Source organism: Streptomyces sp. NPDC043908 (genome assembly GCF_056435525.1).
Genome location: NZ_JBWKEI010000017.1, coordinates 115,497 through 141,939 on the forward strand (window position 1 = coordinate 115,497; position 26,443 = coordinate 141,939).

Below are 26,443 nucleotides of genomic sequence, written 5' to 3' on the forward strand. Positions count from 1 at the left end.
GCTATACCCCCCGAGGGTATTTCTCAACGGGTAAGCCACCAGGCCCCTCACTTCGCTGGCCAGGAAGGGGCGGGCTACTGACGATGCGGACACCTGCCGCCACGTGAAGGACGCAATGAAGCCTTCGGGGCTGCGCGCGTACCTGCTCCTGGCCGAGATCAAGAAGCTGGCGGGCCGAGGCCAGAAGTCCGAGGGCGCCTACCAGCCCGCCAAGGGGATGGCCCAGGCGGTCATCACTTGCCAGAACGCCGAGAAACCCGCTGGACTCGCCTCGGCAACGCCAGCTACGACAACACGGGTTCACCGTCCGCCACCCCATGGTCGCCAACGTCCGCGGCTCGTTCGCCGAGCACGAGGCACACGCCCCGGCACGGGGAGCCGGCAACGGCTGCCTGCACCGAGCCGCCCAACCCTTCTCTGCCTCGGTCGTTGTCGAAGCTGCACGAGGCAACCGCTTGCGCATACCCCTGTCTACGGCCAGTGCAAGCAAGTCCGGCGGTGCCGGTCCCACAACCGGGCAGGTATCTCGCAACCTCGGTATAAACCCAGCCGACGACGCTCCGTACGCCGCGGGACGCCTCGGTGTCTTCCGCCTCACCCCGCTCCGTAGGGATCGCCGGTCGCTACCGGGCCACGGCAGGCTTCACCGTCACCCGCCTGCGCCCCTTCCTCGCCCGCGGGCACCCCTCACCGTCCCGGCGCCCACTGCGCACCGGGCAATCCACACCGGCACAGGACACCGGCCGGGCCGGAGCCGCTTCAAGGCCTCTCCCGGCGCGGGTCCTGCGGGGGCCCGCGCCGGGCCCTGGTGCTGCGCCGGGGTTACGTCAGGGGCAGTTGGGGGCGCCGCGGAGCACGACGGCGAGCAGCCGTCGGATGGTCGCCTTCGCGTTCTCGCCCCCTGCAGGCGGGCGTGTCATCAGCAGGTGGTGAGTGGTGCCGACGAGCGCGAGCGCGATCGTGGCGGTGTCGGCGTCGGCGGGTAGCCGGCCGCCGCGCTGCTCCGCCTGGAGGTAGGCGGTGAAGGCGTGCTGGATGGCATCGAACGCCGGGGCGCCGGCCTGGAAGCCCTGCCGGGTGTGCAGCGCGGCCGCCGGGCGGGTCATGGCCAGCCCCACCACGGCCGGAGGCAGGGCCTGAAGCAGGACCAGGATGACTTCTTGCAGGTTGTCGGCGACGGTGGCCGTCCCGGCTTTCGCCTTCAGCGCCTGGGCCTGGCGGGCGCTGCGCGCGAACCGGTCGAGGACCAGCTCGGCGACGAACTCGTCGAGGCCGGCGAAGTGCGTGTGCAGGACGCCTTTGGCGCAGTCCGCCTCGGCCGTGACCGCGCGGCTGGTCAAAGCGGCGGCGCCGTCGCGGGCCACCACCCGCTCGGCCGCCGCGAACAGCCGCTCCCGCAAGTCCGGGATCGCCACACCGCGAGGTGACACAACTGCCCCTTTCCTTCAGCCCCATTGCAAGTATGGGCATTCGCCCATACTGTTTGGGCACTTGCCCATTCTAGGGGCCGGGTAGCGTGCTGCGCCCCGCCTCGAGGGAGTTCACCCATGGACCAACTCATCAACACCGCGCAGGCCGAGGCGTGGAACGGCTACGAGGGCGAACAGTGGGCCCGCAGCCAGGACCGCTGGGATGCGGTCAACGACGGCTTCAACCAGCCCCTCCTGGACGCTGCGGCTCTCACGGAGACCGACCGCGTGCTGGACATCGGCTGCGGGGCCGGCCGCACGACCCGCCTCGCGGCCCGGCGTGCCTACCGGGGAGAGGCGGTCGGCCTGGATCTGTCCGCCCCGATGCTCACCCGGGCCCGGGCGAGCGCCCAGCGGGAAGGAGTGGAGAACGTCTCGTTCGTCCAGGGCGACGCCCAGGCCCACGCCTTCGACGCCGAGGGGTTCGATGCGGTGATCAGCCGCTACGGCATGACCTTCTTCACCGACCCCGTCGCCGCGTTCGCCAACCTCCACTGCGCACTGCGCCCCGGGGGCCGGCTGGCCTTCATCTGCGCGGCCGAGGCCGAGGCCAACGAGTGGCTCGCGGCCCTGGCCTCGCTGGAAGGCATTCTGCCGCTCGGCGGCTTCGCGGAGTCCGCCGGCCCCGGCATGTTCGCGCTCACTGATCCCGACCGCATCCGCGCCCTGACCACCGCGGGCGGGTTCGCCGCAGTCGAGGTGCGGCGAAGCGAGGTCCCGGGGAAGTGGGGCGCCGACGCGGCGGACGCCGCGGCGTTCCTGCTGGACTCCGGCCCCGGACGCCACCTTCTCGACCAGGTCGGCCCCCGGGAACAGGCCCGGGCACGGCAGGCGCTGACAGCCGCGCTGCGCCGCCATGAGGCCGATGGCGCAGTGTGGCTGCGCAGCAGTTCCTGGCTGGTCACCGCCGTACGCCGTGAGGCCGCGCAGGCCTGACGCTCGCTGCGGCCGGCCGCAGCTCAGGAGCGGCCTGGCGCTCCCGCTCCTGCGCGCGCTGGATGATCCGTCGCCCCAGCTCCTCACCCTCGGCGGGGGTGTGGTCCCGCTCGATGACGACGGCCGCCCTGAGCACGCCATCGGCCCCGAGGGCGGTGGTGAGCCTCGGCTCGCTGGTAGTGGTCCGGGTCGTCACCCCGCGAGTCCGGGGGAGCTGTGCAGGCGGCTTGTGTGCGTCGATACTGACGATGCACTGCTGGCGGCCAGTGACGGAAGTTGGGGCAAGCGCGATCGGTGACGCGCACGTCGGGCAGGTCGCACAGGCTTACTCGGCTGCTGCCCCGCTCAGCAGGGGAGCGTGACGGCCGGGCTGTGAGCGTTGTACTGGATGAGGTCGCTGTCCCAGCCGTGCGTAGCGACTTGGTAGGTGTGGCTGCCGCCGATGCAGGCGACGCCGGTGGCGAAGGTGAGATCGAAGGGCCCCTTCTGCCAGAATTCCGCCTGCTTCACCAGTGCACCGTCCCGGAGAATCTTCAGATAGATTTTCGCGCCGCCGTCCGCAGGCAGAGTGGAACAGGTCCAGGGCGCATAGGCCCAGATGTAGTTCCCGGCATGCGCGGGGTTGCGGACACTCACCGTGCACTGCCCCAGGGGCCCGGCGTTCTCCGCGGCCGCCGGCGCCGTACTGATCCCTGGCACTACAGAGGCCAGGGCCACGAGGGCGAAAACGCGCTTGGCGGCTGAAACCAGGAACATCGCAGACCCCCGAGTCTCGGTCGGCCGCCGGGCAAATCCCGGAGCGGCGGACTCTCCACCCGGCACGAATCGTAACGTCATGGATGCGTAAGGTAACTCGGCTGGATGGGTGACGCCGCCGCCAGCCTCGTCGCCCGTGTCGGTCGAACCGACGAGAGCAGTGAGGAGCTCTTGGAGGAACTTGAGATCCGAGTCGCTCGGGGTGGGCATGGGGTGCGGGGCGGACATGCTTGGCCTTGGCGCCGCCGTGGAGAGGGTTCATTCGTGATGACCACCATGGATGCTCTGCCTGGCCGAGCCGTGCGCTCGCTGCCGTTGATGTGATTGGCCTGGGCGGAGCGGAGTTCCGGCTGCCGCTACTCAACGGCGTCTTCGGGTTCACGGCCCTGTCGGCGGTCATTCTCAACAAGGCGATGAGCCTGATCGTGGTGCCGGCCACGCTGCCCGCCCGGTTGACTTCGGTGCCCTTCTCCGACCTGGGCGCGCACTGGCCGACCGTGGTCAACCTGCTGGCCGGGAGCCTGCTCGGCGCCTGGGTGGGGGCGTCGTGGGTGGTCCGGATGCGGACCGCCACCCTCTACCGGGTGCCGCCACCCTTTACCGGGTGCTCCCTGTACTGATGGTCTTCATGGTCGCCGCCTTCGTGGCCGCCCATACCTTGGAACTGGCCAGTGCGGGGCTCAGTGGAGGGGTGCGCATCGCGACTGGGGCGGTGGCCGGGTTCGGGATCGGCATGTTCGCCGCGATCATGGGTGTGCCCGGGGGTGAGCTGCTCGGAGCTGGGCTCCCAGCCTCCTGCATAGGGGACAGCCTGCGGGCGCCAGAATTTCGTGAGACGTGTTGACCACTGACAGAGGTTTTCGAGTGCGACGGCGTCCTATCCAGCTGCTGAATGACTCTCCTTGGACGGGCAGTGGTACGAGAGCCTTCCGCCCGGGCGCCTCCAGCAACTGAACAGGGTTGACACAACGGTAAAGCGTGCTAGCCCATCGCGTCGCCGTGATCAGGTGGACTGCAGGTTCTCTACGGTCTGGGCCGGGGGCTCCGGCTGCCGTGCCTCTTGTTGGCGTTGGGCCCAGCGGACGGCGAGAAGTGCGGCCATGCCTGTGACGGCGAACAGCGCACCTAAGACGTACCACCCGGGGCGCCCCCAGGTGATGCAGAGCGAGATGACCAAGGTCGGCCCGACGGCTTCGGACAGTCCGACACCCAGGCCGAAGACCCCGAGGTACTGGCCGGTGGCGCGTTCCGGGGCCAGAGCGAAGGACACTTCGAAGCCTGCAGCGGCGTGCCACAGTTCGCCCACTGTATGGACCACTACCCCGGTCAACAGCAGTGTGACCGCGGCCCAGGTCGGCACACCCGCGGACAGGGAGATCAGCGAGCAGGAGACGAGGAAGGCTACGCCCGCTCGCCGGTAGGCGCGCGCGCCGGCAGAGGCGGAAACGATGTTGCGGCTGGCGCGGACCTGGAACGCGATAACGAGGAGGGTGTTGGCGAGCATGGTGCCGGAGATCAGCCAGGGCGGTGCGGTGGTTGCGGTGACCAGCCAGAGCGGGATGGCCACGGTGAGGACCTTGAACTGGATCGCCATGATGCCGTCAAGGCTGGTGATCAGGAGGTAGGGCCGGTCGCGAAGGGCGATCCAGCGTGGGCCGCTGACGGCGGGCCTGGGGGCGATGGAGGGCAGGATGATGAGGACGGCTGCGGCGGCTGCGAAGGAGACGGCGTTGGCGACGACCAGGATTTGGTAGGCGGACTGCGTGCCGACTTGGACGGCCCAGCCCGCCAGCAGCGCTCCGAGGGAGATGCCGATGTTGGAGATGGCGCGGAGGTAGCCGCGGAACTCCTGCGGCCTGTCTCCTCCGTAGTGTCGGATCAGGGGGGAGCGTGCGGCGAGGCCGGCTGCTTTGGCGCTGGTGGCAGTGGCAACGGCAAGGACGAACGGCCAGAAGCTGTCCGCCAGAACGAAGGCGGCCGTACCTAGCGCCTGGACAACCAGCGTGGTCGCATACACGCCGCGTGCGCCGTATCGGTCGGCAAGGTGGCCGACGCCGATGCCTACGCCGAGCGAGACGAATCCGGCGATGGCGAGCCCGAGTCCGACCTGGGTTGCCGGGAGGTGCGCCGCCTGCGTGAAATACAGCACCCCCGCGGTCAGGAAGAGGCCGCTACCAACGGTGTACACGAAGTTGGAGGCGGCGAGGACGCGTTGTGGTCTGGTGTCCGGTATCAGGTGGGGCATGGCGTAGCTCCGCATCCTAGGCACGCGGTAAGGGTCACTGACGCTCTGGATATGTTACAGACCCGGCGCGAATCACGGTCGCTTACCGGTCAAAGAGGCGGCATTGAAGGGTGCTGAGAGGTGGCGACCCGTCAGCGGTGGCTGCCCGTCGACGCTGCCGCGCGGAGCCGCAAGGCGTGTGGGGAGCCACCGCCTCACGACCTGGTGGCCGCTTGCTGGCTTAGGGCTCGAAGAGAATCAACATGCTGATTTGATCTCTGCTGGGTGGGTGTTCGCGAGGAACGCGGTGAGGTCAGCAGGCGTGTGGAACCTGGCTGTCGACGGTGGAATGGTGTAACCATGCTCGGCCAGGAGGGGCTGGACTTGGTGAACGGCCCTGGTCAGGGTGCTGCCGTTGACTCCGAAGAGCTGGGCGAGCAGGTCTCGGGTGCCGATCCTGCGGAGGTAGAGCACGGTGGCCAGGACTCTGTCGGCGGTGGTCAGCCTGTCCTTCGCCCCTGCGCCGCGAGCGCGGATGCGCTCACCTCCTCGTTGCTGAAGCCGTTCCTGCTCACGTAACCCATCGATTTTCGTGAGCAGTTGGTCGACGAGTTCGTCCAGTGCCGGTTCGGGCATGCCGGTCAGCTCCGGGTTGCGCAGACACCCAGTGCCGGGCGACAGGGGTGGGCTAGCCGATCGCGGGCTCCTGGCTGAACCGGCCGCGCTGGTGGTGTCGGGAGGCTGAGGGTGGAGGGTGTAGTTCCAGTCGCCGTGGAAACGGTGCCGGTCCATCGGCAGGGCGCCGATGTCGCTGTCGGTGACCTTGATGTTGGTGTCGTAGGTGCCCGGGTCGAGTTCGGCGTGGACCTTCAGCCCGGTGCGGGTGGTGGTCGCCTCGATGCTGTTCACGATGACGTCGTGGCTGGTCAGCGGTCGGCCTCGCCAGTTCATGGAGATGTGGGAGAACAGCCGGTGCTCGATCTTGTTCCATTTCGAAGTGCCCGGCGGCATGTGGCAGACCGTGATGTCCAGGCCCGTCTCGGTGGCCAGTGCTGCGAGTTCAGTCTTCCAGGCACGGGTCCGGTAGCCGGTGGAGCCGCTTGCGTCCGCGGTGATCATCAGACGGGTGGCGGCCGGGTAGTCGTGCCGACCGCGGGCCTGCCACCAACGGCGGATGGAGGCGACAGCGAACGCGGCGGTGTCGTGATCGGTGCCGACGCTGACCCAGCCGGTATTCGCGGCGATGTCGTAGATCCCGTACGGGATCGCCTTGCCTGGTCCCCGACGGTCCAGGAATTCGTGCGCACCGGCCAAGCGCTGACGTTCCACTGCTCCATCAGCTCCACGACTTCCTTGAACGTGGAGCCGCGCGCCGAGGCAGCGCGGGCGGCCGACCCACCGGCTTCGACCACACGACGTACAGGCGCCGCAACGAAGTCGAGCGAACTATCAATGCCCTCAAGGCCACAGGGCCGTAGCCACACGCTTTGACAAGCGAGCGTGTATCTTCCATGGCACCGTCACTGTTGCTGCCGTGCGCCTCTGGCTCCGCTCGTGACTCGCTGAACAACCCGTCCAACGGCCGGGCGACGCAGTTACCGCCCCAGCACAGCACCGCCGTTGCTGTTGAGGAACTCGCCTGTGATGTAGCCGGCTTCGGGGGAGGCCAGGAAGGCGACGGCCGCGGCGATGTCCGCAGGCTCTCCCACTCTGCCCACCAGGGTCTGGTCCCGGCGCCTGGCAAGTTCCTCCTCGTCGGCTGGTGTGTCGAAGAAATCGGTGCCGGCGACGAACCCGGGCATCACGACATTGGCCGTCGCACCATGCGGCCCCAGCTGCTGCGCGAGCGTATGGTTCCACGCCAGCAGGGCCGCCTTGGCGGCTCCATAGGCTCCGTTGCCCCGCAGGGCGGCAACGGAGCCGATGGTCACCACCCGGCCGCCAGGCTGTGCCAGACGCGGCAGCAATGCCTCGGTGAGCAGTACCGCCGACAGGACGTTGCTGTCGAAGACCCGCCGCCACCGCTCGGCAACCTGCGTCAGGCTTCCGTCCTGCGCGGGCCCACCCTGGCCACCCGCGTTGTTCACCAGCACATTGACGTCCGCCGGAAGGTCGTCCAGCGCCCGCTCGACCTCCTCCGGCACGGACAGGTCTACCGCAACGGCCCGCACGGGGTGAGCACTCTCGATCTCCCGCGCTGCCGCACGCAGGACCTCCGCCCGCCGCCCCAGAATAGTGACCTTGTCGCCCTGCCGAGCGAACCGCCCGGCGATGGCCCGGCCGATGCCGGTGCCGCCACCGCTGACCACTACGACGCGTCCCGCCCCATCATCCATCAGCCCCTCCACACTCCTTTTCCGACGAACCTGCCACCAAGATCCCCACCTTGTCACGGACACCCGTCGGCCTCGGCCGGGAATGCGAAGTACCGCAGTGACCTCCGACACCGCCCCTGGCTCGATGGCGCACACGGACACCTTGAGCAGACGCTGCATCGTGCGACGCCGGTCGTCGTTGATGTGCTCAAACGCTTCCCGGCGGCGCCGAGTGGCGGCGGACGGGTTGGTGAGTTGATCCGCATGCTGGACGCTGATCTTCGGTCGCTCACCCTCGCTGAGTAACTGGCCCTGACAAAGGTGTTGGACGTGGCGGTGGGTGATGAGGCAGACGGCGAGGCCGAGGAAGGCTTCGTGGATGTCGTCGCGTCGTTCCCAGCGGATCCGCGGGCGGCGGAAGCCATCCAGCCAGCAGATGGTGCGCTCGACGACCCACCGGATGGCGCCCAGGCCGGTGCCGTGCGGCTGGCCCCGCTCGGCGATCACCGGCCGGATCCCGCGTTTCCACAGAAGTCGGCGGTATGTGTCGTGGCCGTAGCCGCGGTCGGCAGACAGAAGGTGGGGGGCGCCTGCGTGGCTGGCCGACAGTATCGGCAACGGGGGGGATCCTCTCCAGCAGCGGCAGCAGTTGTGTGATGTCGTTGCGGTTTCGGCCGGTCAGCCCTGGCCATCGGTGGTGATGTGGTGCTTGCTGCCCGGGTGTGCGCGGTCGGCCGGACTGGGTCCGCTTTGGGGCCCATGCGAGCGGCCCCGATGCGGGAGGAGTCGATCACCGCCCGGGACCAGTCGAGCTGGTTTCTGATAGGTCTCGCTAGGATCTCCTGATGATGGACGTGATGATGGGGAACGAGATGATCGCCATCCCGCCGGGGCAGGTGACGCTGTCGGACCGGCGGACGCGGCGCAGTTGGTCAGTCGCTTGCGCCTTACGAACTCGCGGCATGGCCGGTTACCCAGGGGTTGTACGCACAGATCACAGGCCGGAAGCCGAGTACCACCCGTGGGGACCAGCTGCCCGTCGAGGGCGTCGCCTGGTGGGACGCGGTGAGGTTCTGCAACGCCCTCTCCCAGTGCGCCGGCCTCACGCCCGCGTACCACTTCCGTGCCGAGGCCGACGACGTAAGGTGGGACGCGTCCGCCGACGGGTTCCGGTTGCCGACCGAAGCCGAGTGGGAGCACGCCTGCCGTGCCGGTACTGCAGGACCGCGTTACGGGGAGCTCGACGAGATCGGCTGGTACCGCGGTAACTCGCACGAGCGCATCCATGAGGTGGGCGGCAAGCGCCCCAACTCGTGGGGTCTTTACGACATGCTCGGCAACGTCTGGGACTGGTGCTGGGATGTCTACGACGCCGAGGTCTATGGCGCCTACCGGGTGCTGCGTGGCGGTGGCTGGTTCGATGAGCACTGGAGTTGCCGGGCCTCCGCGCGGCGCCGCAGCCACCCGACTTTCCAGGTCGACGACGTGGGGTTCCGCGTCGCGCGTTCCGTCGTGAGCTGATCCACGTCGTGTGCAGCTCGGCGCGCGCGGGGTTGGTCGGGCGTTAGCGTGATCCTCATGACGGATGAAGACGAGGCGCTGACTGGCGGCATGGCGAACGCGGGGGCGGTTTTCCGCCGGCGGGAGTTGGTGGAGCGACCGGCACCCCGCAACGCGCGCGACCTGCATGCCTATCTCCTTGTGCTGAAGGAGCACGGCTTCGACGCGGCGCCGGTCCCTGTCGGTCTCACTGCGGACGGCCGTGAGCAGCTGACTTTCCTTCCTGGTGACGTGGCTCTGCCGCCGTTGCCGGACTGGGCGATGACAAGTTCCGCCCTCGAATCGGTGGGGAGTTTGCTGCGGCGTCTGCATGAGACCAGTGCGGTCGTCGCGGTCGACACCGGTGCCGAGTGGCCCCCGGACCTTGCCGACCCGGAGGGAGGAACGATGTTGTGCCACAACGATCTGTGCCCGGAGAACGTCGTCTTTCGTGACGGTCGTGCCGCAGCCGTGATCGATTTCGACATGGCGGCCCCGGGCCGTGCCCTCTGGGACGTCGCCATGACTGCCCGCTATTGGGTGCCCATGCTCGATCCCGGGTCTGCGGCCGCTCTCTATCCCCCTGGACTGGATGCGCCCGCACGGCTGCGGATGCTTGCCGACAGTTACGGCCTCTCGGCGGGGGATCGCGCCGAGTTGCCCGGCGTCATCGAGCAGGCCACGGAGGTCTGCCGGGCCTTCGTCGCCCGCCGTGCGGCTGGCGGAGATCCTGTCTATCTCCAGGCGCTGGCCGAGCATGGTGGATGGGAACGCTGGGACCGCATGCAGAGCTGGCTGGTGGACCACCGCAAGACGTTCACGACTGCCCTGCTGGACTGACCGGCCCGGACGTTCGTGGACAGACTCACCGGGCGTTCTTGGTTCCGCGTTCGTCCTCGGTGGCCCATGAGAGACGCCCCCGTCGCAGTCGCCGAGGAACACTGCCAGTTGCCTCATGACCGACGCGAGGGAGTAGTTGTCTGATGGTCGAGAGCGACTGCGGGTGGAATCGGGGGCGGGGTGCACGAGGGGTCCTGTTCCAGGGCCTTCTGCTGCTCGGCTACAGCATTAATCCTGCCCTCCAGGGCTGACTCGTTCTTGGTGATCCAGACGCGGCGGAGTCGATGTTGGGCTGCCGTCTGGTGTCGGCGTAGACCTGGGCGCGGACGCCGGACTCGCCGGGGACGTGTGATGTGTGGGTGGTGCCGGAGGTCGCCTACTGCTGTTGACGCTGTTCCATCACGGCTGGGACGGTTTTCTCGTCGGCGCCCGTGACGTCCACGACGACCAGGCCTGGCCCGGAGATGTGCACCTCCTCGATCGGCATGCTCCCGAGGACGGCTCCGTCCGGCTGCGGCGTTGTCTGGCCGGGACAGATACATCCGTGCGAGGGAACACATCGCACTGACGTGCCCGGTCCAGTCGCGCGGACTGGGACGGGGCCGTAGACAGGGAAGGGGCAGCCGCGTCCGCTGGCAGGCTGGCCCGGTCTGCTCCCTTGGGGGGAGCCGTGACAGCCCCGAGCGTCACGGCGGCCTGCCCAGAGCAGGTCCTCACGGTGCTGTGGCTGCGAAGAGGCAGGCGCGGCCGATTCCTCGTAGCCAAGTCGCCGCGATGTGCACACGTCCGATGCAAAGGTGGCGCTATGCGCTGGGCGCAGGCCGCGACAAGCGGCTGACGGTCGCTCCAATCCAGGCGCCCTGGCTGTCGTTTCCCAGACGACCGGGGGCTGATGGACTCACACCATGACGACACTGCTGTCCCGCATCATGCGAGCACTTGACCAATTTCATGCAACCCGCATGTGCCGCCTGGCCCCTACGACGTGGTCACATGTGTCGCCACCATCCACCACATGCCGTTCAGTGAGGCCCTCACCTGCTTGCGCCAGCACCTGGCGTCCGGCGGAACCCTGGTCGTCGTTGGCGTCTACCGCCCGCGGTCTCGGAGCGATTACCTGATCGATGCCGCGGCCATTCCGGTGAACGTCGCCATGGCCTGGGTCAAGAACAAGGACGGCCGGCTGGCCGGAGTCGTCTCCCAGGCGGGCCTCCTGTGCAAGGAGGAGTTCCCTCAGGACGGTCCGGGTCTGATCGAGCAGGCGGGAGCCGCTCGGAGAGACCCCCAAGGCCGTCGCGACACGGGCTGGTCTGATCACGGCGTCGGAGCCGTCCTCCTGGTCGTGGCGAGCCGCACCGACCCCTACCGGACTGCTCTGAACGCACCGGGTGCCCGGCGGTCCGATGGTGCTGTCGGTATCCAGTTGGCGCCACTCACCGCAGGCCCGGCTGCCGACAACCTGCGCAGCGGTCTTCCCCATGCCGAACGATGGGATGCGGTGGTCGCCCGTCTGGGCAGCGACCCCCCCTCGGTCATACGTTGAGTACGCCGCTGGGGCTGTTCCTCGCGCGCGCCATCAGAGGCACGGAGCGTGTTGTGCCAGGCAAACAGGAAGCACTAGTCATCCCGGAATGGCACGCCCGGGCCCTGAATCTGACATGCCCCTCGCATAGATGGCCGCTCCAACTCGTGCAGCGGCTTCGGGAACAGCGAGTGGATCTGCCCGTGTCCCTGGGTGCTGGTGTGCTGAAGCGCCGGGGACATGGCCAGCCTGCGGTTTCTTGTGACCGAGCCCAGCGAGTGCCTGAGGAGGGGAAGGTCGCAGAGGTGGCCCGCAGGGGACCTGCCCTGCAGATCTTCCTCTGGTCCGCACGGTGATCCACACGAACCCCCCTGGCTTGAGCAGACGAGTTAGTTGGTTTTCTTCCATGTTTTGCAGCCGCTGGTGCGGAAGGCTTTGTCTGTGGCTGCGATGGTGACGGTTTCTGCTCCCTTGGATGCGTCGCCGCTGATGATGTCTTTGCCTTCGCCGCCGGTCCCGCTCAGCCGTGCCCAGGCGCAGTAGATGATGGGTTCGCCCTGGGGGCCTTCGCTGCGGTACGTGCCGGGTTTGATGTCGCGTCCGACGAGGAAGACGCCATCCCCGGGAATTTGTTCGGCTTCGGCTGGGCCCGCTTTTTCGGAGGGTGCCGTGGTGGCCGGTGAGGGCGGTACGGCGGTTTGGGCGGGTGTGGGTGCCACCGTCGCGCTGGGGGAGGCGCCCTCGCCAGGGGCCGGGTGCCCTGCCGAAGCGGCCAGCGCTCCGATCAGCAGCCCCACCGCGGCCGCGGCCGTATGCGTCAGCCACGGCCGGATCCACCTGCCCGTGGGCTGCTTGTCCGTGCTGCCGGGCGGCTGCATCGGGCCATGCGGTGGCCCTTGAGGGACTCGCCACTCCCTCCCGACAGAGTGAACCCGGCATGCCGTCCGCGCACGCCAACACGCCGCGTCGACCCCACTGCCAATTCACCGATGGCTCCGTACGCACCCAGGGGGCCGAGGTCGCATGACGTGATGGCTGCCTGCCCTACCGGCAGGGCACCGCGGGCGCAGCCCCCGCTGCGGGGCAGGTCAGCGACCCTCCCCATCTCTGGCAGGGCCTCTCCCGCCGCGTCCAGGACATCGCCTCCGCCCACGGCGGCTGCCCGCCCGCAGCCCTGCCCCCCCGGCCGGCGAGAACGATCCCGCACCGGCCGGGGAGACCGCCAGGAGCACCGCGGAAGACAATCGGGCAGCACGCCATGCCCGCAGGCTGTTCGAGGCCGTTCAGGCCGTGACCCGCACCGGCCGGAGCCACAGTTCCATGGCCCGCGAGCTCGGCCTGGACCGCCGCACGGTCGGCAAAATACGCCCGGGCACGGACCTGGAATGAGGTATTGCGCCGCGGACATGCGCAACTCCTTGGTTCTGCACGGGGCATGCGGGTGCGCGGGTGGAGCTGCGCGGTCCTTAGCTGCGCACGATGCGCCACCGGTTGTCCGTCGTGCCGTCGTCCGGGGCCTGCACGGCGAACGCGCCCACAGCGGTGGAGTTGTCCGCGAGGGCGAGCAACTTGCCGCTGTGCACGTTGCGGATCTTGTAGGTCCCGTCCCCCTGGTCGAGCAGCGTCCACCGGTGGTCGGCGGTGCCGTTGTCCGACCACTGCAGGACCGTCGCGCCGTCGTCCGTGGACATGTTCAGGACGCCGAGCACCTTGCCGCTGTGGGCGTTGCGGAAGCGGACCGCGCTTCCGTCAGCGACCATCTCCCAGTCGTGGTCGGCCGTGCCCGAGTCATGCCACTGCAGCGCGCGGCCGCCGTCGGCCGTCGACATGTTCTGGATGCCTAGGACCAGAGCGCTGCCCGCGTTGGCGAGCCGTACGGTGGCGCCGGTGTTCCAGTAGACGGCGTAGTTGTGCCCGTGCGCGTCGTGGAACGGGCCCAGGCTGACGGTGGATCCGTCGGCAGTGGCGGTGAAGGCGAGCGAACTGCTGCTGGTCCGTCTGATGGAGGAAGTGGTCAGGGAGGGCAGAGCGCTCAGGGCCGAGTCGCCGTAGTTGCCGGACAGGACGACCGGGCCGTACGTGATCGCCGCGACGTTGGGGTTGTCGTCGGCCGCCCGCATGATGATCCGCATGGGCAGGCGGACGGTGACGGTGTCGCCGGAGGCCCACGAGCGGCTCAGGGTGGCGTAGCTGCCGGGGGTGGCGGTGAGGGGTTGCGCGACACCGTTGACGCTGACGGTGGCGCCGCTCGTCCAGCTCGGGATGCGGATGCACATGGCCCAGGTTCCGCCGACGTTACCGGTGACCTGCAGGGTCGTGGTGTCACTGGCCGGGTACGAGGTGGTCTGGGTGAGGGTGATTCCACGTTCTGTCCAGGTGAGTACCGAGGGCACGAACAGGTTCACGATCAGCGTGTTGTCACGGTGGAAGTAGATGGAGTCCATCAGCCGGGTGTGCATCTCCAGGCCCGTGCCCTGGCAGCACCAGAACGTCCCGTAGTCGGTGCTCCATGTGCCCCCGCCCCAGGCCGGCCCGACGCCGCGTCGGCTTCCGGGACTGAGCGGGGTGAAGTACGTGACGTGGCCGTGGTCGTCGGCCGGGTTCTGCTGGCCGATCATCTGGTTGAGCCATGCCCGCTCGTAATAGTCGAACAGCGCGGTCCGGTTGGGGTCCAGTTCGAAGAGTTCCCGGGTGAGGGTGAGCATGTTGACGGTGTTGCAGCTCTCGCACGTGTCCTTGTTCAGGTATCCGGCGATGGCGTTCGGTGCGCGGAAGTGCTCCGCCTGACTGTTGCCGCCAATGGCGTAGGTGTGCGAGCCGACACAGATGTCCCAGGCGTTGGTGGCGATGTCCCGGTAGCGGGCCGTGCCGGTGGCCTTGAACTCCAGCGCGGCGCCTATCCACTTGGGTACCTGGGTGTTGGCGTGCAGCCCGTTGAGCTTGTCCTGGCCGGCCGTGAGAGGGTCGAACACCGCGGCGTGGTCCAACCGCTGGGCGACAGCGAGCCACCGCGCGTCACCGGTCTCCGAAGAGAGATCGGTCAGCACGGCGTTCATGCCACCGAACTCGGTCTCCAGCATGGCCTGCATCTGCTGGCTGCTCAGCCTGCTGGTGCGCCGGTCGACCCATACCGCCAGGGCGAGCAGCACGTCCCTGGCCTGCGTACTGCCGATGTGGCGCCATACGTCGAGGAGTCCGGCGAGGGTCTTGTGGACGGTGTAGTACGGCACGTTGCCGTTGGTCAGGGTCCGCTGCTCCAGGGCGGTGAAGTCGGACTCGGGGTAACCGGAGAGGTATCCGGGGTTGAAGCCGGCGGCGTTGTTGTTGGCCTGGCACTTGGCCAGCTCCGCGACCATGTACGTCGCCTTGTCGCGGCAGACCGTGTCCCCGGTCACGGCGTACAGCTGCGCCCACGCGGTGAGGAAGTGCCCTTGGACGTGGGTGCGGAAGGGGAACGTCGGCGCGTCCCAACCGCCCGTGGGGGCTGCTCCGCCGGTGGACAGCCTGTGGTTGGCGCGGAAGTTGTACAACAGGCGGTCGACATCGACGAACCGGAGATAGTTCCCTGTACGGTTCTGGTTGTCCAGCCACCGGCTTGCGGTGAGCCGGACTTGGCCAAGTGCGAAGGGCCGTGCCAAGACTCCGGTGGCGGCCCGCGTGGAGGGGATCGCGGCTCGGGCGGGAGAACTGCCGATGACGAACCCCTCGGCAGAGGCCGCAGCGGCAGCCCCGGCTATTTGCAGAAGTCTCCGTCTGCTGACTATGGACGACATCGTGCACCTTTCGATGACGAGAGAGTGCTTGTTCGGTCGTTGCGGCGCCGGGGCGCGGTGGTCGAGATGGCCCCCGAGCCGCAGGGGCTGGCCGGGGGCGCGCTGGAACGTCCCTCGCTGGTTGGAGCTGTCGACGTCGAGGCGCTGGAGCCATGGGCATGTTGCGTCCGGAAGGTTCGGCATATCGAACGGCTATCGAAGTGTCGGACGTAATGGCGCCGAACGTAAGGGGGGCCCAGTGCGGAAGTCAACGCCCGTGACAATAATTGGCACCTAAGCTCCGTACGCTGTCCGGGATTTCGAATAAACAGGCACTACCCCCACACGCGCCGCAGGATCCCGCGCCGGTAGTCCGCCACCCCCGTGATGCACCCCCGCCGCATCAACGGCCGTCTCGCCGGGAATGCATCGGCCTCGCCGCGAGGTTGACCGGGGCAGACACCCACCGACGGCGACAGGGGACAGCAAGGTGACACAGCTGCGGGAGCTTTACCTGAGTGTGGGGGACACAGCGGCGAAGCTGTTGGCCGCACCGGAGGTGGCCGACGGCTGGCACCAGCCCTCCGCACTGGCGAAGCTCAGCGTCCAGGGGCTGGCGGGCCACCTGGCCGGGCAGGTCTTCTTCATCCCTACGGTGCTGGCAGAGCCGGTACCGACCGAACCCGCCATCTCTATCCACGAGTACTACGCGCGAGTCAGCTGGATCGGCTCGGACCTTGACACTCCGTTCAACCAGGCCATTCGATCAGGCGGCGAGGAAGAGGCGGCCGACGGCCCGGGCGCACTGGCCGCGCGAGTCGCCGCATGCGTCGAGGAACTGCGCGGCATCCTGCCCAACGCGCCGGATCGCCTGGTACGTCGGCCCACGTGGGGGCCCTGGTCGATCAGTCTCGACGACTTCATCGCCAGCCGTATGCTGGAGCTTGCTGTTCACTGCGACGACCTTGCGCACAGTGTCGGGCTGCCGACCCCACAGTTCCCGGCCCCTGCCGTCGAGACCGTCGTGGACTTGCTGTCACGGATCGCCCTACGCCGGCACGGCGCCACCAACGTCCTGCGCGCACTGAGCCGCAGCGAACGCGCACCGGCTTCCATCTCGGCGCTCTGATACACGCAACGGAACGGGTCGAAAGCTGACGAAGCGTTCCCGAACGCGTACGGGATCACCCCCGGCGAACGCCCCCTGGGCGGCTGGCCAGCTCCGGGCAATCCCGGCGGCGGGACAGCGCCCGCATCCGGCTGAAGCAGATGGCGGTCATCCGCGAGCGGCCCGACTCGCTGCCGCCGGCCAGCACCACGTCGCACGTTGATCGATGCCGTGAACAATCAGCGCCTGGCCGGGCGAACCTGGGCGCAACGTATGGGCTGGACCGCGATGAGGTGTACCGCACTGCGCTACGGACCCGGCTGATGGAGACCTTCGCGCAGGGTGCATCGAACCAGGATCCGCACCAGTGCCTTGCCGGATTGCACGAGTTGGAGGATGAGGCGTCCGTACCGGGGACTATGCGGCTTTCGACGGTGCCCCGGGACCTGTTCACCGGGTTGCAGCCCGGGACCTGGCGCTGGTGACGTCGAACGGTGAGCACCGGGTGCGTGGCTGATCTGCACGCATCCAGCGCGGACCGGACCACAGTCCGAGGTGCCGACAGCGCGGGTCACTGCGGGGCCCGGCCGCGCGTCGCCCGCCGGGCGGCGGCTGACAGGCGGGGCCTTTGCGCCGTTCGGCCGCGATTGGGGTCACTGTGTCGGGGCATGCGGGCTCCGACGCGGTGGATGATCTGTCCTGCGGACGGCCGCAGGGAAAGGAGGCCCACGATGGCCGAGCTGTCGTCGCCGGAGCGACAGTCACGACCGGTGGGAGACGGCCGCGTGCCCGCGACCCCACGCCGGCCCGGCGGCGCACCCGCATCACCTCGGCCCGACGGCGCGCCGGTGCCGTCCGCCCCGTCCGAGACCGCGTCCACGCCTCCGCTGCGGCCCGCGGCCTACGATCCCGCCGACTACGTGGAATGCGTGGTGCGCGGCGCCGCCGAGGCGCGGGTGTCGCCCCTGCTGGTCATGACAGTGCTGTACAACGAGGCGTACAAGCCGCACCACCCGCTGTGGGAACGGCTGTGGCAGTGGTGGAAGCCGGGCGCGTCCTTCGGGGTGGCCAACATGCACAAGGCCACCTTCGAGGCGGTGCGCCGCGCGCACGGCCTGGCGCAGCGATGGCAGGATCTGCGCGACGACCCCGCCTTCGCCATCCGCGCGGCTGCCCTGCATCTGAGCGACCTCGACGCGTGCCTGCCCGCACGGCACGCGCGGCGCTACACCCGCGACGAGCTCCTCGCCCTCGGCTACAACGCGGGCGAACGCAATATGCGTGCCTTCGCCCGGGGCGTGCCTCCCGGCCCGATGGCCCGGTCCTATCTGCGCCGGTACCGCACCTACCAGGGCCGAGCTGCTGCCACGCTGAGGGGATTCGAACAAGAGGCGTCAGGGGAAGGGTAGTTGGGGGCCGCGATCGCAGGGGCCGGGCCGACTGGAGTACCGTATTGACGGCGGTCTCCACCGGATCGGTCCGGTCTCTTACGTCACCGGCGAGGGGAGGCCGACTACCGCCGGCGCATCCGGGAAGATGTCCGTACGCACGGCCGTCGACGACCTGCGCGAAGAAGTCCGCCGAGCAGCGGAAGAACGAGGTCGGATCGTCGCGATGCACCTGCTACGGCAGCGCGTCCCAGGCCTGGCTCACGCCGAAGTCATCGAGTACGTAACTGCCTTGCACTGCCTTGCAGACCGGTCCCGCGCCGGATGATCTCGTTGCCGTCGACACCAGAGCCCTCGTTCCTCCTCTCGACCCGGTCCTCATGGTCGAGACGATCAAGCCGGGGCGGATCTCTGAGGGCTGTCGTACGCCCGCCCCGTCTCCCTGCTGGGTGCGTCCTCGCCTCTGCCCGTATCGTGCGGGTGCGGGCAGAGGCGAGGCCGGGCGGGGGCGGCTGGGTGATGGTGGTGCCGGGCCGCGCCCCTGTTTACAGGGTGCCGGTCAGGCGGTCGGTGAGCAGGCGGGTGAAGCGGGCCGGATCGGGCAGGTCGCCGCCTTCGGCGAGCAGCGCGCTGCCGTAGATCAGCTCGGCGGTGTCCGCCAGCTTGGGGTCGTCGGCGTTCGCGGCGTGTGCCGTGCGCAGTGCGGTGATCAGCGGATGCGTGGGGTTGAGTTCCAGGATCCGCTTGACGGTCGGCAGTTCCTGTCCCATCGCCCGGTACATCTTCTCCAGGGTCGGTGTGACGTCGTGGGCGTCGCCGACGATGCACGCCGCCGAGGTCGTCAGACGTGACGACAGGCGGACCTGCTTGACCTGCTCGGACAGGGTGGTGGTCAGCCAGGGCAGCAGGGCGGCGAAGTCCTGCTCGCGCTGGGCCTTGTCGGCGTCGGTCTCCTGGCTGTCCTCGGCGGATCCTTCGAGGTCGACCTGGCCCTTGGCGATGGACTGGAGCGGGTGGCCGTCGAAGGACCGGACCTGGTCGACCCAGACCTCGTCGACGGGGTCGGTGAGGATCAGGACCTCGTACCCCTTGGCGGTGAAGGCCTCCATGTGCGGGGAGTTCTCCACCATGGCGCGGGTCTCACCGGTGAGGTAGTAGATGGTCTCCTGGCCGTCCTTCATGCGCTCGACGTACTGGCGCAGTGTGGTGGGCTTCTCCGGGTCGTGGGTGGAGGCGGCCGAGACCAGCTCCAGGAGGGCGTCGGTGTTGTCCGTGTCCTCCAGCAGACCCTCCTTCAGGGCACGACCGAACTGCGACCACACCTTGGCGTAGCGCTCGGCGTCCTTGGTCTGCATGGTCTTGATGGCGCCGAGGACCTTCTTGACCAGGCGTCGGCGCACGCCGCGGATCTGGCGGTCGTGCTGGAGGATCTCGCGGGAGACGTTCAGGGACAGGTCGTGGGCGTCGACGACACCCTTGACGAAGCGGAGGTAGTGGGGCATGAGCGCTTCGCAGTCGTCCATGATGAACACCCGCTTGACGTACAGCTGCACGCCGCGCTTGGTCTCGCGGGAGAACAGGTCGAAGGGCGCCTGCGAGGGGATGAACAGCAGCGCCTCGTACTCGAAGGTGCCCTCGGCGCGCATGTGGATCGTCTCGGCCGGGGGCAGCCAGTCGTGGCTGATCTGCTGGTAGAACTCGTTGTACTCGTCCTCGGTCACCTCGCTGCGCGACCGGGCCCACAGCGCCTTCATCGAGTTGAGCGTGTCGACTTCGCGGGAGGACGCGCCGTCGGTGCCGGTGCGCTCGGTGGCCATCCGGATCGGCCAGCGGATGAAGTCGGAGTACTGCTTGACGATCTGACGGATCTTCGACTCGGACAGGTAGTCGGCCAGCCCGTCCTCGCTGTCGGCGGGCTTGAGGTGCAGGGTGACGGCGGTACCCACCGGCAGGCCGTCGACTTCCTCGATGGTGTAGACGCCCTCGCCGCTGGACCGCCACTGGGTGCCCGAGTCGGTGCCGGCCCGCCGGGTGTGCACGGTGACTTCGTCGGCGACCATGAACGCCGAGTAGAAACCGACGCCGAACTGGCCGATCAGGTTCTCGGCGGTGGCGGCGTCCTTGGACTCCTTGATCTTCTCCAGCAGCTCGGCGGTGCCGGACTTGGCGATGGTGCCGATCAGCTCCACGAGATCGTCCCGGCTCATGCCGATGCCGTTGTCACGGACGGTCAGCGTACGGGCGTCCCGGTCGACCTCCAACGAGATGTGCAGGTCGGTGGTGTCGATCTCGCCGAGGCTGGAGTCCGTCAGCGATTCCAGCCGGAGTTTGTCCAGCGCGTCGGAGGCGTTCGAGATCAGCTCGCGCAGGAAGATGTCCTTGTTCGAGTAGATCGAGTGGATCACCAGTCGGAGCAACTGGCGTGTCTCGGCCTGGAATTCCCGTGTCTCGGCGCTGCTGCCCATGCGGGTCTCTTTCTGTGTGAACGTCATGACGGTCATGAAGGTCATGAACGGTACGGACGGTGTGAGCGGTCGGGCTGGGCCGAGAGGGACCGTGGTCGCCTTGGCACGGTCGGGTCGGACCGGCCCGCCGCCGATTCATGTGGTCGTGGACAGTGCGGGAGGCATCGTCACCTCCCGTCGCCGTGGGTCAGCCGGTCATCCAGACGGGCCAGACGGGTGACGAGGTCGGTGTGGCGGGTGTCGAGGTGCGGGCGCATGGCGATCAACGGCGCGATGAGCTCGGCCGCGTCGGTGGCGCCGAGGGCGGTGTCCAGGGCGGCCTGGGCCGAGCGTGCCTCGGGTGCGAGGTGAGTGAGGGAGGAGATCTGTCCGGCGAGGCGGCGCAGGTCGGCGGCGTTGCGGCGGGCCCAGGCGGCGGTGGTGCGGTCGGCGGCACGGGCCTGGCGGGTGGCTGTCACACGCTGTTCGCCGGTGGTCCCGGCCGGGCCGGGGCGGCCGCGCAGGTAGCGGCGCTCGGCTGCCTGGCGGCTGGCGACGCCGAGAGGCGGGGCGAGGTCGGCCCAGCTGGCGCCCGCGTCGCGGGCGGTTTCGATCAGACCGCTCTCCCATCCGGCGAGCTGCTCGCGCACCTGCCGCAGCAGCATCAGGGAGGCCAGCGCCTGCTCGGGCTCCGGTCCGGCAGGGTCGGGGGACTCATGACGGGCGTCGCGCAGGGCGTCGTCTATGGCAGCCAGGGCAGCGGCGGCGGCGAGAAAGGACGCCGGGCTGTGGGCGTCGGAGCCGGTCGTGGACGGCTGGTCGGCTGCGGTCATGGGCACCTCCCTCGGGCTGTCATCTCATCGATGACATTGTATGTGTCGTCTTTAGGATGACATGCCCAACGGTAGCAGTGAAGCACTGGCGGCAAGCGCTGATCCTGCTAGGGGTGATTTCACCGCGTTGACGCGGACCGACATCTTCCGTGGATGGAGCTGTCCGAGCGGCCACTGGAGGTCTTCTCCCGCCAGATCGTGCCCGCCGACGCCCACGATTTCGAGCACATCAACGCCGATTGCGACGCGGGCGTGCTCACCCGGCCAGTGCCCTGTATCCCCCGAAGTGGCCGTCTGCCGCCTGCTGGGAATCGGATCGCCGTCAGCGGGGTTGGTGGGGGACAAGCCGTTATTGGAGGGGTCATGAGAGCGATTCAGGTGTACGAAGTGGGCGGTCCCGAGGTGCTGCAGGAGGCCGAGGTGGACCATCCGCGGCCGGGTCCGGGCGAGGCGGTCGTGGAGGTCGCCGCATCCGGGGTCAACTTCCTCGACGTCTACCACCGCGAAGGTCGGTACAGCCTCCCGCTGCCCTTCGCCCCGGGCGCTGAGGGCGCCGGCACGGTCGTCGAAGTGGGACCCGGCGTCGCTGACGTCGCAGTCGGGGACCGGGTCGGTTGGGTGGAGATTCCCGGCACGTATGCCGAGCGGGCCGTCGTGGACGCCTCCCGGCTGGTGCCGCTGCCCGACGATATGCCCTTCGAGACAGCCGCCGCCGTGCTCCTCCAAGGCATGACCGCGCACTATCTCGTCAAGGACGCCTACCCGGTTCAGGGGGGCGACACGGTGCTCGTGCATGCGGCCGCCGGTGGCATGGGGCTGCTTTTGACCCAGCTCATCGCCTATCTCGGCGGCAGGGTGATCGGCACGACGTCGACCACGGCGAAGGCCGAACTGGCCAAGCGTGCCGGGGCCGCTGAGGTGATCCTTTCTTCCGCAGTCGACGATCTAGCGGCCGAGGTGAGGCGGCTCAACGGCGGTCAGGGACTGCCGGTTGTCTTCGACGGCGTCGGCGCGCACACCTTCGATGCGAGCCTCGCCAGCCTGCGCACCCGCGGCCATCTCGTGCTCTTCGGCGCCGCAAGCGGTGCCGTGCCGCCGTTTGATCCGATTCGGCTCGCCGACGGCGGTTCGCTGACCCTGATCCGGCCCAGCCTCGGGCACTTCATCACCGACCGGTCCGAACTGCTCCGACGGGCCGCCGATGTGTTCGAGTGGGTGCGCTCCAAGGCGCTTGAGGTCACAATAACGGGCCGCTACGCATTGTCCGAGGCCGCCCAGGCCCACAGCGATCTGGAGGCTCGACGTACCACTGGCAAGCTGCTCGTCATACCCGATGCGGCCGCTCTTGGACGCCGCGAGGAGACGCAGAATTGATCGCGGGTGACGAGGTCGGGGATCTTGGAGACTGCGATGTCTAGGGCATAGCCGACCGTCATCGCCAAGATCCCCGACAGCGGCAGGAACTCAGCAGACCAAGATCAAGTTTTGGCGGGTTTCTGGCGTATCCCGGTCATACCCCTTCAAGATCCCTCAGCCGAGACCCCGCTCATCCGTCCACAACGCTCCAGGGCAGAACACATGCTGAGTTTCTCGTTGGTTCTGTGGGTGCTGGGTCTGCACGAAAGTGGGCCGGGCCCGGCGTATGCGAGCGGTCAAGCTGTTGGAGCATCGACGTGCTGATTTCGGGGTCACGTGGATGGTGGGAATTCACCCCGAGAGCGTGCGCCGGCTGGAAACGCCTGTGGGAGCAGGGCGGGGCCCGGGCACTGCGGCGACGGCCGGCCACCGGACGGCCGCCCAAACTGGACGACAACCAAGTCGAGGCGGTGCGGGCCGCGTTGGAATAGGGCGCGCAGGCCCACTCGGGTTCGAAGCCGAGCTGTGGGCCCTGGAACGGGCTGGCGTCGTGGTTGAGCGGCTGACCGGGGTGGAGGATTCGGTGCCCGACGCCATCCGGTCGAGCGCGACGGGAAGGCGAGCGCGACCGCCAGGTGCTCAATGGCAGCCCTACGGCGTGCTGGAACTACCGGTCCTTCGTGCAGCGACTCACCGTGTACGCGAAGCTCCGCGCCTGTCGGCGCCCGCCTGGCGGCCGTCCGGACCGGCCGGATGTGGGGCTGTCAGGCAGGGGCGCTGAGCGGTGGGTGGTCGAGTACGCGGGGCCTGTACTCGACCAGTTGGATGCGGCCGTCGAAGGTGCGGTGCTCGATCATTTCGAGGGTGACGTCGGGATAGCCGTCGTAGATGCGTTCTTCGCCTGTGGCCCCGGTGATCACGGGGAACATGACGACGCGGAAGCGGTCGACGAGTCCGGCTTGGATCAGGGACCGGCACAGGCTGAGGCTGCCGATGGTGCTGAGGAGCCCCGTGTCACCCGCCTTCATGGAGCGGACCGCCTCGACGGCGTCGTCGCGGACGAGCGTGGAGTTGGCCCACGTCAGGGGTTCCTGGAGTGTGGAGGAGAACACCACCTTGGGTGCTTGCGTGAGCTCGTCCAAGGAGGCCTCTTCTTCGGGCCTGAACTCGTCTTGGCCCTGGGGGACCTCGCCTGCGGCGAAGCCGGACATCAGGCGGTAGGTGTTGGCTCCCATCAGGTAGGTGACCTTGGGTTGCTCGCCGAGCCAGGCGAGATACTCCGGGCCCTCCAGACCCCAGAACCCGGGCCATCCCTCTCCCGAGGCGTAGCCGTCGAGGGACGTGATGAAGTCGACGAGAAGCTCCGACATGGTGGGGTCCTTTCCTAGGTGTCACGAGCATGGACCGGCCGGGAGCCACAAACTCATCGGCCACGCTGTGCAGTAACGAGAAAACCCAGAGGTGCGCCAGCCCCGACACGAACCTGATCACCTTCATCGAGTCAGGCCAGCTCAAGGCCAAACGACGCGACCAGCTCAACGCCGCCCACATCGAGCAGATCCAAGGCATCATCGCCGCCGCCAGCGCCAACTCCGCCCTGGCCTACCGATCCGCGTACGACGCCGCCAAGGCAGCAGAGACGGCGCAAGGCCACGCAGACCTGGCAGCCGGCCATGCCCAGACCGCCGCCGACTATGCCAAGAAGGCAGACGGGTACGCCACCCAGGCAAGCCAGGCCGCCAACCGGGCAAGCAGCTCCGCCAGCGCTGCCACCGCCTCTGCGGTGGCCGCGCGCAAGGCCGATGTCCAGGCCCAGAACAGCGCCCGCAGGGCGTCGAACGCAGCGGCGTCGGCCGAGGCGAGCTACAGCGCCGCGCAGGGCTACGCCGCGAGCGCCTTCCAGGCTGCGGAACAGGCACGGCAGTCGTCAGTGAACGCAGGGGAAAGCGCAAGCCAGGCAGTCGCCAAGGCCAAGGCCGCAGTGACGCGCTATCAGACTGAGCGCTACACCCAGGAAATGCAGGCGCGTCTCGAGAAGGAGACCGCCATCCGTGAAGCCGACATCTTGTCGGACCTGCAATCTGCCGAATCCGCGCAGACCTGGGCGCTCATCAAAGCCATTGCTGGCAACGAGGTTCCGCCCGGTATGAGCTTGATGGAGTACATCCATCTCAAGCTCGACATCTTGGGTCTGGTGCCGGGGATCGGTGAGCCCGCGGACGGCGTGAACTGTATTGCCTACGCCATCGAAGCCAACCTGGCGGATAAATACCCCTACCTGGGTGTCGGGGATGATAATTCTGCGACAGATGCCGCCCTCTCCTGTGCCGCCATGATTCCGGTGGGCGGATGGATTGCCTCCGCCCTGAAGGGCAGCCGGTGGGCCTCCAAGTTCGGAGCGAGCGCCGGGGCTGTCCTTGAAGGCATCGGTAAATTCTTCAAGCGCAGCCCTTGCGGCCCCAATAGTTTCCCGGCCGGCACCCGTGTCCTCATGGGGGACGGATCGACCCGCGCAATTGAAAAGATCAGAGCCGGAGATGAGGTCCAGTCGGCCGATCCGGTTTCCGGGCGCTCCGGGGCGCGACGTGTCGTGGGGACGATCTACACCCCGGACGACCGTGACTTCAGTGGCATAACAGTCGTCGGTTCCGGCTCCTCAAGTGAACTGATCGCCACGGACCACCACCCGTTCTGGAATCTGAAGTCCAAGAAATGGACCGACGCGGCGCAGCTCGCGCCCGGCGACCGGCTCCAGGCCGCAAACGGCTCCGCGGTCGAAATCGCCCGGATCCGGCATTGGAACCGACTCCAGTCGGCATACAATCTGACCGTTGCCGAACTGCACACGTATTTCGTGCTCGCAGGGAACGTACCGGTACTCGTTCACAACTCAACAACAAGCTGCCCGCTCCTGTCGGAGGGTGTACGCAAGTACATCGAGAGCAAACACTCGGTGAACGGGTCCATCCGTACGAGCGACAAGTCCTACTGGACGATCCCCTCCTCCGACTGGAACCGAGCCATCAACGAAGTGCTGAAGCGCGACCCTCACGGCATCCCTAACACCGACAGCCGAACAGGTACGATTCACAGGGCGCCCATGCCGGAGGATATCGGCGACGGAGGATGGGTCGGGAAGGCCGGAAAAGATCGCGGGGAATACGAGTTGGACTACGTCGAGGTTATCCTGAATCCGGATGGAACTATCCGCGACGCCTATCCATGGGCGCCTGGACTCCCGAGTGCAGCCGAGTGAACCGCACGGCAGGTCTCGAGTATCAAATCGGATCGCATCGTCAAGGTGAGTATTCGCTCACGCCGATAGAGATTCTGCAGGCGGAGGAATGGAGAGTCCGCGAGCGATGGTTCACGGGTTCACTTCGGCTACGAATCGGGGACGTACATGTGGAGTGCAAGGACATCCCGCTCCTGGATTTCGCCCTGGCGCTTCGCTTCTCGGTAAACCTGCTCGCCGCAGACGGTACCGCCAGGATGCATCCGCCCGGCGGTCCAGTCCTTCGGTTTATGGAGAAAAAGGGTGCCGTGCAAGCTCGGATCGACGATCTGGATGTCATCGGGGTGAGCGAATTCATTGATCTCGCCCATGTTTCCAGCGTCTTCACGCGAGACCTGCTGGGGAAATTAGTTGAGATTCGGCCTGAATTTCTCCTGAATGACATCATCGAGAGAACCTACCGCGAGTCCGCGGTCCGGGAATCGAGCCGTAAAATGTTTTTGGTTCATACTCAGATGATGCGAATGCGTAGCGCGATGATTCGAGACGACAACTCGTAATCATGTGGACGGGCCCCCTTCCGCGCGCAGGGGGCTCATCCAGGCGCATGAGCCACAGGCTAGTGGCCACGTCACGCTGCTGCTGGCGTGCCGGACGCGCGTGTCCACGGTGCGCCGGTGGGAAACGGGCAAGCGCAGCGCGCAAGTGGCTGCTGGCTATCGCCCC

The 26,443-nt window shown here is 67.9% G+C and carries 20 protein-coding genes and 4 pseudogenes; 10 read left to right on the plus strand and 14 right to left on the minus strand.

The features are described from left to right. Positions 1-827: 827 nt before the first annotated feature. Complete coding sequence (locus tag AC069K_RS30590) at positions 828-1,430, minus strand: TetR family transcriptional regulator (RefSeq protein ID WP_478621730.1); 603 nt, start codon at positions 1,428-1,430, stop codon at positions 828-830. Between the two features lie 117 nt (positions 1,431-1,547). Between AC069K_RS30590 and AC069K_RS30595 the strand changes: the two genes are divergently transcribed. Then, entirely contained in the window at positions 1,548-2,405 is an 858-nt protein-coding gene (locus AC069K_RS30595) for a class I SAM-dependent methyltransferase (RefSeq protein WP_478621732.1), read from the plus strand. Here AC069K_RS30595 and AC069K_RS30600 read toward each other — a convergent pair. Beyond that, positions 2,371-2,601 carry a hypothetical protein gene (locus AC069K_RS30600; RefSeq protein ID WP_478621734.1) on the minus strand — a complete coding sequence of 77 codons (231 nt, stop codon included), beginning with the start codon at positions 2,599-2,601 and terminating at the stop codon, positions 2,371-2,373. The two genes, AC069K_RS30595 and AC069K_RS30600, sit on opposite strands and share 35 nt — an antisense overlap. 149 nt (positions 2,602-2,750) lie before the next feature. Then, positions 2,751-3,242 (minus strand): hypothetical protein, encoded by a 492-nt coding sequence (locus tag AC069K_RS30605; RefSeq protein ID WP_478621736.1) that lies wholly within the window; start codon positions 3,240-3,242, stop codon positions 2,751-2,753. Positions 3,243-3,481: 239 nt separating this feature from the next. On the opposite strand from AC069K_RS30605, the gene AC069K_RS30610 reads away from it, so the two are divergent. Continuing rightward, positions 3,482-3,781, plus strand: a complete 300-nt coding sequence (locus AC069K_RS30610) for a hypothetical protein (RefSeq protein WP_478621738.1) — start codon at positions 3,482-3,484, stop codon at positions 3,779-3,781. A 383-nt stretch (positions 3,782-4,164) separates the two neighbouring features. Here the strand turns inward: AC069K_RS30610 and AC069K_RS30615 are convergent, their stop codons facing one another. Together AC069K_RS30615 and AC069K_RS30620 are read right to left on the minus strand one after the other, a co-directional pair. Continuing rightward, a complete protein-coding gene (locus AC069K_RS30615; protein WP_365109729.1) occupies positions 4,165-5,406 on the minus strand; it encodes an MFS transporter in 1,242 nt (413 codons plus the stop codon). 237 nt (positions 5,407-5,643) lie between these two features. Then, positions 5,644-6,690, minus strand: a pseudogene (locus tag AC069K_RS30620) (ISAzo13 family transposase); the annotation flags it as partial. A 65-nt stretch (positions 6,691-6,755) separates the two neighbouring features. On the opposite strand from AC069K_RS30620, the pseudogene AC069K_RS30625 reads away from it, so the two are divergent. Next, positions 6,756-6,943, plus strand: a pseudogene (locus AC069K_RS30625) (IS5/IS1182 family transposase); the annotation flags it as partial. Positions 6,944-6,980: 37 nt separating this feature from the next. On the opposite strand, the gene AC069K_RS30630 reads toward AC069K_RS30625, so the two are convergent. Together AC069K_RS30630 and AC069K_RS30635 are read right to left on the minus strand one after the other, a co-directional pair. Beyond that, on the minus strand, positions 6,981-7,880 hold the full coding sequence (locus AC069K_RS30630; RefSeq protein WP_478621806.1) for an SDR family NAD(P)-dependent oxidoreductase: 900 nt from the start codon (positions 7,878-7,880) through the stop codon (positions 6,981-6,983). A 138-nt stretch (positions 7,881-8,018) separates the two neighbouring features. Next, positions 8,019-8,515: pseudogene (locus AC069K_RS30635) on the minus strand (transposase); the annotation flags it as partial. A gap of 33 nt (positions 8,516-8,548) precedes the next feature. On the opposite strand from AC069K_RS30635, the pseudogene AC069K_RS30640 reads away from it, so the two are divergent. Both AC069K_RS30640 and AC069K_RS30645 read left to right on the plus strand, forming a co-directional pair. Further along, positions 8,549-9,221, plus strand: a pseudogene (locus AC069K_RS30640) (formylglycine-generating enzyme family protein). A 57-nt stretch (positions 9,222-9,278) separates the two neighbouring features. Continuing rightward, positions 9,279-10,079, plus strand: a complete 801-nt coding sequence (locus tag AC069K_RS30645; protein WP_478621740.1) for an aminoglycoside phosphotransferase family protein — start codon at positions 9,279-9,281, stop codon at positions 10,077-10,079. A 376-nt stretch (positions 10,080-10,455) separates the two neighbouring features. Here AC069K_RS30645 and AC069K_RS30650 read toward each other — a convergent pair whose 3' ends face one another. Continuing rightward, positions 10,456-10,566 (minus strand): DUF6207 family protein, encoded by a 111-nt coding sequence (locus AC069K_RS30650; RefSeq protein ID WP_478621742.1) that lies wholly within the window; start codon positions 10,564-10,566, stop codon positions 10,456-10,458. 528 nt (positions 10,567-11,094) lie between these two features. Between AC069K_RS30650 and AC069K_RS30655 the strand changes: the two genes are divergently transcribed. Beyond that, on the plus strand, positions 11,095-11,622 hold the full coding sequence (locus AC069K_RS30655) for a hypothetical protein (protein WP_478621744.1): 528 nt from the start codon (positions 11,095-11,097) through the stop codon (positions 11,620-11,622). 368 nt (positions 11,623-11,990) lie between these two features. Here AC069K_RS30655 and AC069K_RS30660 read toward each other — a convergent pair whose 3' ends face one another. After that, a complete protein-coding gene (locus AC069K_RS30660) occupies positions 11,991-12,479 on the minus strand; it encodes a hypothetical protein (RefSeq protein ID WP_478621745.1) in 489 nt (162 codons plus the stop codon). Positions 12,480-13,067: 588 nt separating this feature from the next. Further along, entirely contained in the window at positions 13,068-15,374 is a 2,307-nt protein-coding gene (locus AC069K_RS30665) for a beta-L-arabinofuranosidase domain-containing protein (protein WP_478621746.1), read from the minus strand. 469 nt (positions 15,375-15,843) lie between these two features. Here AC069K_RS30665 and AC069K_RS30670 point away from each other — a divergent pair, with 469 nt between their 5' ends. Together AC069K_RS30670 and AC069K_RS30675 are read left to right on the plus strand one after the other, a co-directional pair. After that, positions 15,844-16,482: a maleylpyruvate isomerase N-terminal domain-containing protein gene (locus AC069K_RS30670; RefSeq protein WP_478621748.1), complete on the plus strand. Its 639-nt coding sequence runs from the start codon at positions 15,844-15,846 to the stop codon at positions 16,480-16,482. A gap of 764 nt (positions 16,483-17,246) precedes the next feature. Then, positions 17,247-17,870: a lysozyme family protein gene (locus tag AC069K_RS30675; protein ID WP_478621749.1), complete on the plus strand. Its 624-nt coding sequence runs from the start codon at positions 17,247-17,249 to the stop codon at positions 17,868-17,870. Between the two features lie 524 nt (positions 17,871-18,394). Here the strand turns inward: AC069K_RS30675 and htpG are convergent. Together htpG and AC069K_RS30685 are read right to left on the minus strand one after the other, a co-directional pair. After that, positions 18,395-20,314: a molecular chaperone HtpG gene (gene htpG / locus AC069K_RS30680; RefSeq protein WP_478621808.1), complete on the minus strand. Its 1,920-nt coding sequence runs from the start codon at positions 20,312-20,314 to the stop codon at positions 18,395-18,397. A 167-nt stretch (positions 20,315-20,481) separates the two neighbouring features. Continuing rightward, positions 20,482-21,126, minus strand: a complete 645-nt coding sequence (locus AC069K_RS30685; protein ID WP_478621751.1) for a type III effector protein — start codon at positions 21,124-21,126, stop codon at positions 20,482-20,484. Between the two features lie 153 nt (positions 21,127-21,279). Here AC069K_RS30685 and AC069K_RS30690 point away from each other — a divergent pair, with 153 nt between their 5' ends. After that, complete coding sequence (locus tag AC069K_RS30690) at positions 21,280-22,500, plus strand: quinone oxidoreductase family protein (protein ID WP_478621753.1); 1,221 nt, start codon at positions 21,280-21,282, stop codon at positions 22,498-22,500. A gap of 746 nt (positions 22,501-23,246) precedes the next feature. Here AC069K_RS30690 and AC069K_RS30695 read toward each other — a convergent pair. Continuing rightward, a complete protein-coding gene (locus tag AC069K_RS30695) occupies positions 23,247-23,852 on the minus strand; it encodes a dihydrofolate reductase family protein (protein ID WP_478621755.1) in 606 nt (201 codons plus the stop codon). A gap of 29 nt (positions 23,853-23,881) precedes the next feature. Here AC069K_RS30695 and AC069K_RS30700 point away from each other — a divergent pair, with 29 nt between their 5' ends. After that, positions 23,882-25,738 (plus strand): polymorphic toxin-type HINT domain-containing protein, encoded by a 1,857-nt coding sequence (locus AC069K_RS30700; protein WP_478621757.1) that lies wholly within the window; start codon positions 23,882-23,884, stop codon positions 25,736-25,738. Positions 25,739-25,866: 128 nt separating this feature from the next. Here AC069K_RS30700 and AC069K_RS30705 read toward each other — a convergent pair whose 3' ends face one another. Next, positions 25,867-26,088: a hypothetical protein gene (locus AC069K_RS30705; protein WP_478621759.1), complete on the minus strand. Its 222-nt coding sequence runs from the start codon at positions 26,086-26,088 to the stop codon at positions 25,867-25,869. Positions 26,089-26,443 lie beyond the last annotated feature (355 nt).

Excerpts from the sequence above, each read along its gene's own strand:
- AC069K_RS30660 (WP_478621745.1), bottom strand. The coding sequence starts at position 12,479 with ATGCAGCCGCCCGGCAGCACGGACAAGCAGCCCACGGGCAGGTGGATC.
- AC069K_RS30690 (WP_478621753.1), top strand. The coding sequence starts at position 21,280 with ATGGAGCTGTCCGAGCGGCCACTGGAGGTCTTCTCCCGCCAGATCGTG.
- AC069K_RS30605 (WP_478621736.1), bottom strand. The coding sequence starts at position 3,242 with ATGACGTTACGATTCGTGCCGGGTGGAGAGTCCGCCGCTCCGGGATTT.
- AC069K_RS30655 (WP_478621744.1), top strand. The coding sequence starts at position 11,095 with ATGCCGTTCAGTGAGGCCCTCACCTGCTTGCGCCAGCACCTGGCGTCC.
- AC069K_RS30700 (WP_478621757.1), top strand. The coding sequence starts at position 23,882 with ATGGACCGGCCGGGAGCCACAAACTCATCGGCCACGCTGTGCAGTAAC.
- AC069K_RS30695 (WP_478621755.1), bottom strand. The coding sequence starts at position 23,852 with ATGTCGGAGCTTCTCGTCGACTTCATCACGTCCCTCGACGGCTACGCC.
- AC069K_RS30630 (WP_478621806.1), bottom strand. The coding sequence starts at position 7,880 with ATGCAGCGTCTGCTCAAGGTGTCCGTGTGCGCCATCGAGCCAGGGGCG.
- AC069K_RS30595 (WP_478621732.1), top strand. The coding sequence starts at position 1,548 with ATGGACCAACTCATCAACACCGCGCAGGCCGAGGCGTGGAACGGCTAC.
- AC069K_RS30665 (WP_478621746.1), bottom strand. The coding sequence starts at position 15,374 with ATGTCGTCCATAGTCAGCAGACGGAGACTTCTGCAAATAGCCGGGGCT.
- AC069K_RS30685 (WP_478621751.1), bottom strand. The coding sequence starts at position 21,126 with ATGACCGCAGCCGACCAGCCGTCCACGACCGGCTCCGACGCCCACAGC.
- AC069K_RS30650 (WP_478621742.1), bottom strand. The coding sequence starts at position 10,566 with ATGCCGATCGAGGAGGTGCACATCTCCGGGCCAGGCCTGGTCGTCGTG.
- htpG (WP_478621808.1), bottom strand. The coding sequence starts at position 20,314 with ATGGGCAGCAGCGCCGAGACACGGGAATTCCAGGCCGAGACACGCCAG.
- AC069K_RS30645 (WP_478621740.1), top strand. The coding sequence starts at position 9,279 with ATGACGGATGAAGACGAGGCGCTGACTGGCGGCATGGCGAACGCGGGG.
- AC069K_RS30705 (WP_478621759.1), bottom strand. The coding sequence starts at position 26,088 with ATGGGCGAGATCAATGAATTCGCTCACCCCGATGACATCCAGATCGTC.
- AC069K_RS30615 (WP_365109729.1), bottom strand. The coding sequence starts at position 5,406 with ATGCCCCACCTGATACCGGACACCAGACCACAACGCGTCCTCGCCGCC.